Source organism: Ruminiclostridium papyrosolvens C7, assembly GCF_000421965.1.
In the GTDB taxonomy this organism is placed as follows: domain Bacteria; phylum Bacillota; class Clostridia; order Acetivibrionales; family DSM-1351; genus Ruminiclostridium; species Ruminiclostridium papyrosolvens_A.
The window spans coordinates 83,431-96,258 of the sequence record NZ_ATAY01000024.1 but is presented as its reverse complement, the minus strand read 5'-3'; the positions used below and the strand labels follow the sequence as shown (position 1 = coordinate 96,258).

Here is a 12,828-nt window from a genome sequence, read left to right as displayed (position 1 = left end):
AGGCTTTGCTTTGTTGTGCGTCATGTAAATTTGGAGCACCCGTGCCAGTGGAGATGAAACTCCTAGCAGGGTTTGATGTGGGGAAAAGTTCGAAAAAATTAATTTAAGTTTACCAGTCTGCAAGATCTAAAAGAGGAATATTATATGTTGCGAATGGATTTTTTATAAAAACACAATGCAAATTATGTAAATAAATAATATTTATTTGTGATAAAACAAGTATTATGTCAAAATATAAAAGTAATTGTAAAATATAAGATATGATATAAAATTTGTCAAAACTATTGATTTATGGGACTTTCAGTGCTATAATAGTTTTTGTAGTTTTTAGTAGTTTTCATTTCTGTTCGATGATTAAGTTTAATCAGTCTTAGAATGACATCCTCCTCGCAACAAAAATTTTTCTTGTTTTACGGTAGTATAGACATCCGAAAATTAAATTTTGGATAGGTAGTATTAGTATAGTTATGTTCACTTGACCTTCCGTAACCTTGTCCTTTTTGTGTCCTGCAAAAAATATTCCGACAAGCATAATATTCAAGAAGAGACATGACAGATTCTAGCTTTACTACCGTAAATAAAAAAATTAGCAATTACTTAAAATCAAGAGTATTCCAAATTAATTAAAAAAAATATTATATCTACTTGTTAAAGATGGTCATTTTAATTATTTTTTCTTGTGGTACGAGATGTCGTATAAACAAAGTAATACAGAGAAAAATTTAATTGAGGTGGCCTATTTTTCATACTATTAATTAAAATGTTAACTCAAACTATACATAAATTATAGTTAATAGCTAATGATTATGGAAATTAAATTTGAAATTAATACATTTAAATGGTAAATTATTGGTATTACAGCTAAAAATATGAAAGGGTTTGGTAATGTTGAAAAAGGCAGTAGTTTTATTATCAGGAGGTATGGACTCCACAACAACTTTATACATAGCAAAATCTGAAGGATATGAAGTATATGCTATATCTTTTAATTATGGACAGAGGCATTATAAAGAGCTTGAATGTGCCAAGATAATTTCAGAAAAAGCTGGCATTAAAGAACATATTTTTGTCAATACAAATATGGATGCATGGGGAGGATCTGCATTAACAGACACTAATATTAGTGTACCGGATAGCAACATAAATAAGGATAAAATTCCAATAACGTATGTTCCTGCACGAAATATGATATTCTTATCCTTTGCGGCATCTTACGCAGAGGTAATCGGTGCGCAAGATATATTTATCGGGGTAAGTGAAGTTGACTATTCGGGATATGTAGATTGCAGACAAGAGTTTATTGATGCTATGGAAAATGCAATTAACTTTGGTACGGTATGTGCTGTTGAAGATGGTAAAAAAATAAAAATTCATGCTCCTTTGGTATGTATGACTAAATCAGATGAGATAAAGTTAGGTATTAAATTGGGAGTAGATTATAGTCTTACATGGACATGCTACCGTGGTGAAGAATTTGCTTGCGGGACATGTGACAGTTGTTCCCTGAGATTGAAGGCATTTAAAGAGGCGGGGGAAAAAGACCCGATAAAATATATAGGGCTTTAAGTGAAAAATTTAACCTTATAATATTATGTTGAAGTTAGGAGAGAAGTGATTGGGTAAAATATCTATAACTAAAGAATTTTCTTGGGATATGGCGCACATGTTATCAGACCACAGAGGCTTGTGCAGTAACCTACATGGTCATACATATAGAATGCAGGTTCAGATATCGAGAAAAAATGAAGGATTACTTGAAGACACGCTACACTCAGACGGGATGGTTATGGACTTTTCTGACCTTAAAGCAATAGTTCAGAGAAAAATAATTGAGCCTCTGGATCATGCCTTTATGTTTTGGTGTGATACCAATGATTCTGTAGAACGTCAGATAGCAGAATTATTAAGGAGTAGCGGAAAGAAAGTTGCAACAGTTAAATATAGACCTACTGCTGAGGAAATGGCAGCAAGTTTTTTTGATGATCTAACTCAAGAACTAGTCGATAGTGATATTGTGGTCGATAAAATAAAAATATGGGAAACCACGACTAGCTTTGCAGAAGTTATCAGAGAGGTATAGCATGAATCTACAGCAATTTGAACAGAGTAGAATGCCTATTATTGAGATTTTTAACAGTGTTTCCGGGGAGGGAGTATCTGCAGGCTCAGTTATGACATTTGTAAGGGTGGCTGGATGTAATTTGAGGTGTGATTATTGTGATACTAAGTATAGCTACAACGAGTTCAGCAATGACATTCAAGAACTTAAACCAAATGAAATTGTTAATATATTAGACAACTATAATTGCAAGAATGTTTTGTGTACTGGCGGAGAGCCTCTTGAATTAAATAAGGTCAAGAGGTATCTTCCTTTATATCTAGCTTTAAAAGGATTTAAGGTGAGGATTGAGACTAACGGGAGCTACCCTTTGTATAGTAAGACTGAATTAAATGATTTTGTTGAAGATACTAATTTTTTAAAGCTAAACTATGCTTTAGATGTCAAATGCCCTGACTCTGGAATGTCGAACTATAATATTTATAATGAAAATTTCAAATTATTAGGTTCAGATGATGAAATCAAATTTATAGTTGGCAGCCGGAGAGATTTGGAATTCGCATTTGAAACCATTAAAGAACATAGAAATATTCTATCTCAAACAGGTGTTACTATTAATTTCTCGCCTGTTTTTGGGAAATTGGATTGTATTGAAATAGTTAATATGTTAAAGGAAAAAAATGCTTACTTTGAGGAATACGAATTAACTGTGAGGTTGAGCCTTCAAATTCACAAATTCATTTGGCCTCTAGAGGCAAGGGGAGTTTAAAGTATACCCGAACTAATTTTCTAAAATATTTCCCATCTTATAAAAATTAATAATTATGCAAATTAGAATTAAAAGCCTAGTACTTTTACAGTTCTAGGCTTTTAGGTTGTATTTAACAATAAAAAAACACTTAAAAGAATAAATCTTCTAAGTGCTTTCTTTTGGCAGGGGAGACAGGACTTGAACCCGCAGCCGACGGTTTTGGAGACCGCTACTCTACCAATTGCGCTACTCCCCTAAGACGAATATTAGTATACAATAGACTATATAATTTTGTCAATGAAAAACTTAAAAAATAAGTAAAAATGTTTTTTCCTTGAAAAAACTGTGTATAAAAAGTAAAATTATATAAGAGGGAACCAAAGAAGAAAATAATAAAGTATACAGAAGAGGCTATAATGAAGGTAAAAGACAATTTTATTATTCTATTTATCATATTTGCCATTTTTGGTATGCTAGTTACAGTACAAATAAGAAGTACTGTCAGCATGCAAAAACAGTCTGCTCTTACACTTGATTATAACAGGCTAAAAAGTCAACTGGATACAAGAGTTAAGGAAGGAGAGCAGTATAAGGCACAGATAGCAGAACTGGAACATAAAAAAGAAGATTTTCTGAAAGCTTCTCCTGGAACGAATTCCAGTAACAGCTTAAAAAATGAGCTGGATTATCTTAAATTCATATCAGGGTTAACAGATGTGACCGGGGATGGTGTAGTAATAACCTTAAATGATGCAGAAAACCCAGACCCTGCAAGTCAAATGAATTATATAATTCACGATTACGAGGTTTATGGTATTATAAATGATTTGAGAGATGCCGGAGCACAGGCCATAGCAATAAATGATGAAAGGCTTATTGCAACCAGTGAACAGATTTGTGCAGGCCCTACCATAAAAATAAACAAAAACAGGTATGCAGTTCCTTTTGAAATAAAGGCAATTGGCGACCCTGACAAGTTGTACTCTGCAATAAAGGATAGTGACGTGGTAAGTGGACTTATTCAATATAAAAAGCGTGTTACTGTAGAACAGAAAAATAGCATTGTTATACCAAAATTCATGAATGACATCAATGGATTGATTTCCAAGCTGGAGGTAGCAGATAATGAAAGCAAAAAGGAGCAGTAGAAACATATCCATAGCATTAGTATGTGTAATTCTTGGACTTGCACTGTCATGGCAGTTTCAAAGTATACGAAATAATGCAAAGGTAATGACATTGGAAAATCAGAAGAAAGATGATCTGGTCGTAAAAATACTAAATGAGCAGAAAAATAATGAGAATTTAAGAGCAAAACTTAATGAATTACAAACCCAATTATCCAAGTTTGAGAATGCAAGAGGCAATTCAGATGAAAATCTAAAACTTTTGTCGGATGAAATACAAAAGCTAAAAACTGTTGCAGGGTTAACTAATGTTAAAGGAAGAGGGGTCGTTGTTACATTCAGCAAAGATGATGCTTTAAGCGTTGAGGATGATGATCTTCTATTCGTATTAAATGAGCTTAGAGCTACAGATGCTCAGGCACTTGCAATAAATGACCAAAGAATAATTGATACAAGTGAAGTCAGAGGAGCAGGTGGATATATAAATGTTAATGGCAGGCATGTACTTCCGCCGTATGTTATAAAGGCTATTGTTGATCCTGATGACGCAGTGAACGCGTTAAATATGGTCGGTGGGGTTTTTGAACAAATTAAAGTTTTCGTCGATGTCAGTGTTCAGAAATCAGATAATGTTGAAATTCCTCCAATAGGTGAAGAATTAATAAAAACAGATAAACTTAAAATAGTGGAAAATGATAAATAGACTAAGACTAACATTGTAAGAATCCTTAGAGAGTGATATAACTCACTTCTTTGAGGATTTTTTTGTTATAGGTAAAAGTTGTTCTAAAAAGATAGACGAACTATATATAAATATATGAGAAACATTTTTATTTCAGGCTTTAGCACAACTGAGATGACGGAGGTAATAAGATTGAAAAAAAATAAGGCGATTACCGTAATGGCTTTAATAGTAGGCGTAGCTTTGATTTTTGTATTTTTTACAATAAAGAAACATAGGGATTCAAATTCGGATTCCGGGTTTTCTGATATTGGAGGGGTATACAGTGCGAGCAGTAATAACGTTGATTTTTCAACTGAGCTTACAGGAAGGCTTGTTGAAGGAAATAGCTCAGCCACAGAAGGAGAAGTATCCGATAAAAATTCATATCCAAACGATAAAAAAAGATGCTGGGGTATGGCAAGGCAGCCAAATAACCAAACACCCAGAGCCGATCCGGGAACTCCTGAACTGCTTTCAAAATATGGAGCCAAATATCTCGGAGATGTAAGTAAAAAGACAATTTACCTTACATTTGATGAGGGCTATGAAAATGGCTATACAGGGCAAATTCTTGATACGCTCAGGGACAATAATGTAAAGGCAGCTTTTTTTATAACAGGTCCGTATCTCAAAGAACATCAGGACTTAGTACGCAGGATGGTTGAGGAAGGACACACCGTTGGAAACCATACAATACACCACCCAAGTCTGCCGGAAAAAAACGATACTCAAATTGAAGAGGAAGTGGTGGGCCTGGAGCGTGCTTTTACAGAAAAATTCGGCGCAAAAATGAATTTTCTCAGGCCACCAAAGGGTGAATATAGTGAACGTACCCTGAGTATTACAAGTAAGCTTGGATATTGCAACCTTTTCTGGAGTTTTGCATATGATGACTGGTACAGGGATAAGGTAAGAGGTCCTGAATACGCATATAAGGTAGTAATGCGTAATCTCCATAATGGTGAGATTATGTTGCTTCATGCGGTGTCAAAAGATAATGCAGATGCGTTGGGTATGATTATCAAAGGAGCACGTGAAAATGGCTATGAGTTTGGTAACGTTCAGGAGCTGGCAAATTAAACGATTAGAGGGTTGGATATGGCGGGGAGAATGAGTTCGGCAGGTAAAAACAAAAATAAGAAAAACATAAAAACTCCTTCGGTAAAAAGCAACAAACCTAAGTTGAGAGAGAAAATCACGGAGATGCTTGAGTTACCAAAAGAGATTGTTTTAAATATGCCTAAACTTGTTATGCTGGGCAACGGGGATGTTATTATCGAAAACTACAAGGGAATTGTAGAATATGCGGAAGGAGTAATACGTGTAAATACTACGTCCGGGATTATTAAATTAACAGGTACTGATATTTATATCAAAGAGATTACGGCAGAAAATATTATGGTATACGGAAACATACTGTCACTTGAATTCCTCAAGTAATTACTTTCAAGGGAAAATACGGGGGTAACGAAAATGTTAATTTGGAGGTTGTGGAATTATATACTTGGATATGTTATTATAGTAGTTGAAGGATATTTTTTGGAAAAATTTATTAATATATGTACTCATCGTCAGATCAGACTATGGAATGTAAAATGGAACAGCAGTAGCAAACTGACTATGAAAATCAGTATAAAAGATTTTAGAATGTTGCGCCCTGTTGCAAAGAAATCCCGGTGCAGAGTACATATTGGCAGAAAAAAAGGTCTTCCTTTTTTAATATACAAATACAAAAACCGAAAGGCATTTATTATTGGTTCAGCAGTATGTATAATTACTTTTTTCATAATATCCTCATTTATATGGGATGTATCGGTTACCGGAAATGACAAGGTTTCCACAGAAGTTATATTAGAGAAGCTTTATGAAAACGGAATAAAGCCCGGAGCATTAAAATTCAGCATAAATCCTGATAACGTGGTAGACAATATAATGCTTGGGATAAATGACCTCTCAAGGATCAGTGTTTCGGTCCGGGGGACAAGGGTTTTTGTCAATGTTTCTGAAAGGGTGAAACCTCCGGATTTAATAGATAAAAAAATACCTTGCAATTTGGTTGCAGCAAAGGATGGTGTTATATACTCAATAGTAGCAAAAGAAGGCCTTGAAACTGTAAAAATTGGTGATACAGTAACAAAAGGCCAGCTACTTGTAACCGGAACAATAGAGAACGTAAAAAATCCTGAAGCTCCTCCGCTTATGGTTCACTCAATGGGGTCTGTAAAAGCCAGGACATGGTATGAAGCCAGTAGTCAGGTGGAGCAAACGCTTGTTAAAACCAGAAGAACGGGTTTTGAGAAAGAAAGGTATTCTCTTGTTTTTTTTACAAAAAAATTCAAATTATTTCATAGAAAAATTCCATATAATAATGCAGAACACATAGAGGTAAAAAAGAAACTTTCTTTAGGTAAGAATCTTGCTTTACCTGTAGAGTGGGTCGTTGATAAATACTATGAGTATGAATTAATACAGGAAAAGCTTGATATTGACAGAGCAAAACAATTAGCAGCCGAAAAGGCATTTAAACAAGTACAGGAACAGATACCGCAAGGAGCAGAGATAGCTAAAAAGAATGTATACTATACCGAAAATGATAGTGGTAAGATAACTGCCACAGTAACGGTAGAATGTATAGAAGACATTGGAGTTACACAGATGATAGGAGGCTAATAACACTTGGCGGATATAACTGAGAGAAGTGTAGAGTTTTATACAATTGAACATGCAATGAATATATTTGGAAATTATGATGAAAACATAAAGATTATAGAAGAGGCATTTAAAGTAAAAGTTTTAACACGGGGTACATCCATCAGGATAAGCGGTGAGACAGAGAGTGTAAGTAAGGCTGAAACAGTTCTTAACAAGCTTCTTGACATTGCTAAACAAGGACAGTCCATTACCAGACAAAATGTGCTCTATTTGGTAGGTTTGTCTAATGAAAAACAGATAGAAAAGGCGGATGAAATTCTTACAGATTATGTTTGCCTTACTGCAAAGGGTAAACAGATAAAATATAAAACCCATGGTCAAAAGATTTATGTTGATGCCATTAAAAAGAATGACATAGTTTTTGGCATCGGTCCTGCAGGAACTGGAAAAACTTTCCTCGCCGTAGCTATGGCTGTAACTGCATTCAGAAATAAGGAAGTCGACAGGATTATCCTGACAAGGCCGGCGGTGGAGGCCGGAGAAAAACTGGGCTTTTTACCGGGGGATTTGCAGAATAAGGTAGACCCATATTTAAGACCTTTGTATGATGGTTTATATGAGATTATGGGCGCTGACCTTTATTTAAAGTATCTGGAGAGAGGTATGATTGAGATAGCACCTCTTGCATATATGAGAGGAAGAACTTTAGACAATTCCTTTATAATATTGGATGAAGCCCAGAATACAACACCTGAACAGATGAAAATGTTTCTCACAAGAATCGGGTTTAATTCAAAGGCAGTTATTACCGGTGATATTACACAGGTCGATTTGCCGGGGGACAAGAAATCAGGCCTCAGGGAGGTCACCAATATACTTTCAGATATAGAAGGAATATCATTTGTTAACCTCACAGAAAAGGATGTTGTAAGACATGAACTGGTGCAAAAAATTATAATCGCATACGATAAACACGATTCAAACAAAAAGTGAGCTTGGATTCGGGGGAAAGCCAATGATAAAAAAGAAGAAAAGTAATGGCAGGCTGAAAAAGATTGCGAGAAATTTCGCTTTTCAGCGTGCTTTTCTTGTTATTGTTACAGTACTGATTGCATTTATAATAATTCAGACGGGGGCACTTCCTAAAAAATACAGATTAAGTGTGGGGGATGTGTCCACCTACGATATTACAGCACCTAGAGATTTGGTTAACGAGGTCCTGACAGAAAAAAACAGAATATCTGCAAGAGAAAGTGTTGAGCCCGTTAATAAGGAAGATACAAAAGCTTTTGTAGAGGTTATTTATAAGAAAGATGATTTTTTCAAGGCAGTTTCATCTTCCAGAGATAGTATTGATAAATATTTAAAACAGCTTGGTGTAGGTTCAAACACCCGAGATTATGATGTGTATTTGAAACAGGCCCGTGACGAAGCAATAAGTAGCCTTACACAGCATGTATCACAGCTGAATATACCGTTATCAGCAGACCAGATAAATTACCTTGTATCCAAGATTTCAGATACAGAACTTGATAATTTTGAAGAGATTACCCGTCGGCTTGTTTCTGATGCCATGTCTGAAGAGGTAACTGAAAGCAATCTTGCAATTCACATACATAGGCTGCAGAACAGTTATCAAAGTGAACAGGGAATAAGTCAGGAACTTAAAAATATTGGAAATCAACTTGTAAAAGCAATATTAAAGCCAAACAGGGTTATAGACGAAGAGGCTACTGCAAAGAAACAGCAGGAAGCCTACAATAACGATGCAAATATTGTAAAAATCAAAAAGGAATCAAGGATTATAAGCTTTGGTGACGTGGTAACTGAGGACAAGTTGCAGCTTCTTGAAGAGTTGAATTTGCTGGAAACAAAAAGTAAATATGATTATCTTTTCTCAATAGGTATTCTTGCCACTATTTTATTTCTTGCAGGTTTAGTTATAGTGTTTCTTAAAAAATATAACAAAAAAATATACAACGACAAAAAGGACTTACTATTATTATCCTTAATAGTTGTTATAATACTTGTTCTGGCAAGATGTCTCTTTCCTTACTACGAGGGTCTTGTAATACCGGTTTTTGTAGGTACAATGCTGGTTTCAATACTTTTAAATATGGAGCTTGCCGTTGTGATAAACTGTGTACTTACAGTTGGTATTTCAATTATGATTAAGGGTGATAACAAGTTTTTGTTTATGGGCCTAATTTGTGGGGTTATTTCTGCTTTTCTTGTAACCAAAGCAAGCCAACGCAGCAAATTGTCCATGAATGGGATACTACTTGGATTGATAAATGTCGTTCTTGTAGTTGCACTGAACTTTATATATAAAAGTGATTTGCAAACAATTATTACAGACAGTATAGCAGTCTTTCTAAACGGGCTGATTTCCATGGTACTTACTATAGGTTTGTTGCCATTTTTGGAAAGTGTTTTCAATATTGTGACACCGTTAAAGCTATTGGAAATTTCCAATCCAAATCATCCGTTGTTAAAAAGGTTACTTATAGAAGCACCGGGAACTTATCATCACAGTCTAATGGTAGGGAATCTGGCAGAGATAGCAACGGAGGATATCGGAGGAAATGCTTTATTGTCCAGAGCGGGTGCTTATTTTCACGATGTTGGAAAATTGAAAAGGCCGGACTTTTTTAAAGAAAATCAGTTAAACGAAAACCCCCATGACAGGATGACTCCCAATCTTAGTACTCTTGTCATAACATCACATGCCAAGGATGGAGTAGACATTGCTATAAAGTACAAGCTTCCTACTGCAATCAGAGATATAATAAAACAGCACCATGGCACAACTCTGGTAGCTTACTTTTTTCACAGGGCAATGAAAGCCGGCGGGGATGAAGAAATAAAACAGGAGAATTTCAGATATGAAGGCCCAAAGCCTCAAACAAAAGAAGCAGCTGTTGTTATGCTGGCAGATTCAGTAGAAGCAGCCGTAAGATCAATGACAGACAAAACTGAAGGAAAAATAGAAGGCTTGATAAGAAAAATAATCAAGGATAAGCTGGACGACGGTCAGCTGGATATGTGCCAGCTTACGCTTTCAGACCTTGATACTATAGCTAAATCCTTTATGAGAGTACTCAGCGGTTATTTTCATGCAAGAGAACAATATCCTGAAATAAAAGACGCATTAAAAAAGGATATTTTTATTGAGGAAAAGGGAGAGTATAATAAGGAGAAGGATTCGGAAGATAAAAGAACAGGTGGAGGAACAAAACTTGATAATAATTGAAAATGAGCAGAATAAAGTTATAGTAGACAAAAAAATAGAAAGCCTTATAGAAACGACAATAAAACTGTGTATGAAGTCAGAGAAGCTTGACAAAGATTACGAAGTAAGCGTTTTAATTGTAGATGATAGCGAGATAAGAGATATAAACAAAGAACATAGGGATATAGATAAATCAACAGATGTTCTATCCTTTCCTATGGTAGATTTTAAAGACGGTAAGCTTATATCCGATGAAGGGGACTATGACCTTGAAGTGGGGGAGTTAATTTTGGGAGATATTATTATTTCTGCTGAAACTGCCAAGAGACAGGCGGAAGCCTACGGCCACAGTTTTGAAAGAGAGATGGCTTTCCTTACAGCACATTCATGTTTCCACCTTTTAGGATATGATCATATGGAAAAGAATGAGGAAGAGATAATGTTCAAAAGGCAGGAAGACATTTTGAAGGAAATCGGACTTCCCAGAGATTAAGGAGTGTTATGAAGAACAGAAATCCTATAGAGAGCTTTAATAATGCTTTTCAAGGAATTTGGTATACTATTGTAAATGAAAGAAACATGAAAATCCATTTAGTCATTGGTACAATAGTTATATTGCTGTCACTGTGGGTGCGTGTTAGCAAAATCGAGTTTACTATACTTTGCCTTACAGTAGCAATGGTAATTTGTTTTGAATTGATTAATACAGCTGTAGAAGTTGTAGTTAACATAATAGTTGATGTTTACCACCCAAAAGCGAAGATTATAAAGGACGTTTCAGCCGGAGCAGTTTTTGTATCTGCAATTTTTAGTATTGTAATAGGATTACTTATTCTGTGGGATAAAGTTATACATAAATTGACTATTTTACTAGCATAGTTGTTAGAAACAAAAAGGAGGCTTCAAGATGAATGATATGGAGCTAGCGTCTTGTGCGAGAAAGGCCATGGATACAGCGTATGTCCCTTATTCAAAATTCAGGGTGGGGGCTGCACTATTAACAGCTTCAGGAAAAGTATATACAGGCTGTAATGTTGAAATAGCTTCTTTTGGTGCAACAAACTGCGCAGAGAGAACTGCTATATTCAAGGCTGTTTCAGAAGAGGGCAGGATAAAGATTGACAAAATTGCTATAGCCAGTGATGATGAGGACTACATATATCCTTGTGGTATTTGCAGGCAAGTAATGGCTGAATTTGCAGATGATGAAATGGAATTAATATGCACTAAAAAAAATGGTGAATATAAAAAAATAAGGTTTGGGGATTTACTTCCAAACGCATTCAGAACTTTTTAATAATATATTGGAGGAGACAATGTCATATAAATCAGGTTTTGTATCAGTAATAGGAAGGCCAAATGTAGGGAAATCAACACTTTTAAATACGGTTACAGGTCAGAAAATTGCAATAATGTCGGACAAACCCCAGACTACAAGAAATACTATAAGAGGCGTTATAACAAATAAAGAATGCCAACTTATATTGATTGATACTCCGGGTATTCACAAGCCAAAAACGAAGCTTGGAGAATATATGGTAAATGTTGCTTCCGAGACAATAAAGGAAGTTGATTTGGTTCTGTTTCTGGTTGAAGCGAACGCGCAGCCGGGAGCCCAGGATATTAACATAATACAGCAATTGAAGCAGGTAAAAACTCCTGTTTTTCTTATATTGAACAAGGTTGATTTGGTTAGCAAGGATAAATTGCTGGCAATAATAGACAGCTACAGCAAACTTATGGATTTTAAAGCGATTATTCCGATTTCGGCATTAAAAAATGACGGTATTGATATAATATTAAAAGAGGCATTGGATTATATACCCGAAGGGCCGCAGTTTTTCTCGGAAGATATGCTGACAGATCAACCTGAAAAAGTAATTGCTGCTGAAATGATAAGGGAAAAAGTGCTGCTTAATCTTGATGACGAGGTTCCTCACGGTGTTGGTGTGGAGGTTACATCCTTCAAGGAAAGGGAAGACGGACTTATAAATATTCAGGCCACCATATACTGCGAAAAAAGCTCTCACAAGGGCATAATCATAGGTAAGCAGGGAAGTATGCTTAAAAAAATCGGAAGTGCTGCCAGATACGAAATTGAGCGTCTACTGGACACAAAGATATTTCTGGAACTCTGGGTAAAGGTAAAGTCAGACTGGAGAAACAGCGATAATATGCTCAAAACACTTGGTTATAAAACAAATAAGAATTAATCGGGTATACTCTTGGCGGATTGTGAGAGAATATATGATGTAGAAATATAGTTCTAAACAAATATTTAAG

General features: G+C 35.4%; 14 protein-coding genes and 1 tRNA gene. 14 read left to right on the top strand and 1 reads right to left on the bottom strand.

Annotated features, from left to right (window positions below; genetic code table 11):
- Nucleotides 1-888: 888 nt before the first annotated feature.
- The 3 genes from queC to L323_RS28730 are packed head-to-tail and all read left to right on the top strand — an operon-like array spanning nt 889 to nt 2,828.
- Nucleotides 889-1,566, top strand: coding sequence for a 7-cyano-7-deazaguanine synthase QueC (queC, locus tag L323_RS28740; RefSeq protein ID WP_038275472.1), 678 nt, complete (start codon nt 889-891; stop codon nt 1,564-1,566).
- 49 nt (nt 1,567-1,615) lie between these two features.
- Nucleotides 1,616-2,080 carry a 6-pyruvoyl trahydropterin synthase family protein gene (locus L323_RS28735; protein ID WP_020815096.1) on the top strand — a complete coding sequence of 155 codons (465 nt, stop codon included), beginning with the start codon at nt 1,616-1,618 and terminating at the stop codon, nt 2,078-2,080.
- Between the two features lies 1 nt (nt 2,081).
- Complete coding sequence (locus tag L323_RS28730; protein ID WP_020815095.1) at nt 2,082-2,828, top strand: radical SAM protein; 747 nt, start codon at nt 2,082-2,084, stop codon at nt 2,826-2,828.
- A gap of 162 nt (nt 2,829-2,990) precedes the next feature.
- On the opposite strand, the gene L323_RS28725 is transcribed toward L323_RS28730, so the two are convergent.
- A tRNA-Trp gene (locus tag L323_RS28725) sits at nt 2,991-3,066 on the bottom strand.
- A 160-nt stretch (nt 3,067-3,226) separates the two neighbouring features.
- Here L323_RS28725 and L323_RS28720 point away from each other — a divergent pair.
- From L323_RS28720 to era, 11 genes are all read left to right on the top strand, one after another.
- A complete protein-coding gene (locus tag L323_RS28720) occupies nt 3,227-3,958 on the top strand; it encodes a DUF881 domain-containing protein (protein WP_020815094.1) in 732 nt (243 codons plus the stop codon).
- Nucleotides 3,936-4,640, top strand: a complete 705-nt coding sequence (locus tag L323_RS28715) for a DUF881 domain-containing protein (RefSeq protein WP_020815093.1) — start codon at nt 3,936-3,938, stop codon at nt 4,638-4,640. Before L323_RS28720 ends, L323_RS28715 begins: the two co-directional genes overlap by 23 nt.
- 171 nt (nt 4,641-4,811) lie before the next feature.
- The gene (pdaA, locus tag L323_RS28710) at nt 4,812-5,741 is read left to right on the top strand and encodes a delta-lactam-biosynthetic de-N-acetylase (RefSeq protein ID WP_020815092.1); all 930 of its coding nucleotides are present in this window, start codon (nt 4,812-4,814) and stop codon (nt 5,739-5,741) included.
- Nucleotides 5,742-5,759: 18 nt separating this feature from the next.
- Nucleotides 5,760-6,101: a sporulation protein YqfC gene (gene yqfC, locus L323_RS28705; RefSeq protein ID WP_020815091.1), complete on the top strand. Its 342-nt coding sequence runs from the start codon at nt 5,760-5,762 to the stop codon at nt 6,099-6,101.
- A gap of 33 nt (nt 6,102-6,134) precedes the next feature.
- Nucleotides 6,135-7,331 (top strand): sporulation protein YqfD, encoded by a 1,197-nt coding sequence (yqfD, locus tag L323_RS28700; protein WP_020815090.1) that lies wholly within the window; start codon nt 6,135-6,137, stop codon nt 7,329-7,331.
- A gap of 6 nt (nt 7,332-7,337) precedes the next feature.
- Nucleotides 7,338-8,306, top strand: coding sequence for a PhoH family protein (locus L323_RS28695; RefSeq protein ID WP_020815089.1), 969 nt, complete (start codon nt 7,338-7,340; stop codon nt 8,304-8,306).
- Nucleotides 8,307-8,328: 22 nt separating this feature from the next.
- Nucleotides 8,329-10,566: an HD family phosphohydrolase gene (locus L323_RS28690; RefSeq protein WP_020815088.1), complete on the top strand. Its 2,238-nt coding sequence runs from the start codon at nt 8,329-8,331 to the stop codon at nt 10,564-10,566.
- The gene (gene ybeY / locus L323_RS28685) at nt 10,553-11,038 is read left to right on the top strand and encodes an rRNA maturation RNase YbeY (protein ID WP_020815087.1); all 486 of its coding nucleotides are present in this window, start codon (nt 10,553-10,555) and stop codon (nt 11,036-11,038) included. Before L323_RS28690 ends, ybeY begins: the two co-directional genes overlap by 14 nt.
- Before the next feature lie 8 nt (nt 11,039-11,046).
- On the top strand, nt 11,047-11,424 hold the full coding sequence (locus L323_RS28680) for a diacylglycerol kinase family protein (RefSeq protein ID WP_020815086.1): 378 nt from the start codon (nt 11,047-11,049) through the stop codon (nt 11,422-11,424).
- Between the two features lie 28 nt (nt 11,425-11,452).
- Nucleotides 11,453-11,842 (top strand): cytidine deaminase, encoded by a 390-nt coding sequence (gene cdd, locus L323_RS28675; protein ID WP_020815085.1) that lies wholly within the window; start codon nt 11,453-11,455, stop codon nt 11,840-11,842.
- 19 nt (nt 11,843-11,861) lie between these two features.
- On the top strand, nt 11,862-12,758 hold the full coding sequence (gene era, locus L323_RS28670) for a GTPase Era (RefSeq protein ID WP_020815084.1): 897 nt from the start codon (nt 11,862-11,864) through the stop codon (nt 12,756-12,758).
- Nucleotides 12,759-12,828 lie beyond the last annotated feature (70 nt).

Bases quoted from the DNA above. Each gene is read 5' to 3' on its own strand.
- L323_RS28715 (WP_020815093.1), top strand. From the start codon at position 3,936: ATGAAAGCAAAAAGGAGCAGTAGAAACATATCCATAGCATTAGTATGT.
- L323_RS28680 (WP_020815086.1), top strand. From the start codon at position 11,047: ATGAAGAACAGAAATCCTATAGAGAGCTTTAATAATGCTTTTCAAGGA.
- yqfD (WP_020815090.1), top strand. From the start codon at position 6,135: ATGTTAATTTGGAGGTTGTGGAATTATATACTTGGATATGTTATTATA.
- L323_RS28730 (WP_020815095.1), top strand. From the start codon at position 2,082: ATGAATCTACAGCAATTTGAACAGAGTAGAATGCCTATTATTGAGATT.
- L323_RS28690 (WP_020815088.1), top strand. From the start codon at position 8,329: ATGATAAAAAAGAAGAAAAGTAATGGCAGGCTGAAAAAGATTGCGAGA.
- era (WP_020815084.1), top strand. From the start codon at position 11,862: ATGTCATATAAATCAGGTTTTGTATCAGTAATAGGAAGGCCAAATGTA.
- L323_RS28720 (WP_020815094.1), top strand. From the start codon at position 3,227: ATGAAGGTAAAAGACAATTTTATTATTCTATTTATCATATTTGCCATT.
- cdd (WP_020815085.1), top strand. From the start codon at position 11,453: ATGAATGATATGGAGCTAGCGTCTTGTGCGAGAAAGGCCATGGATACA.
- yqfC (WP_020815091.1), top strand. From the start codon at position 5,760: ATGGCGGGGAGAATGAGTTCGGCAGGTAAAAACAAAAATAAGAAAAAC.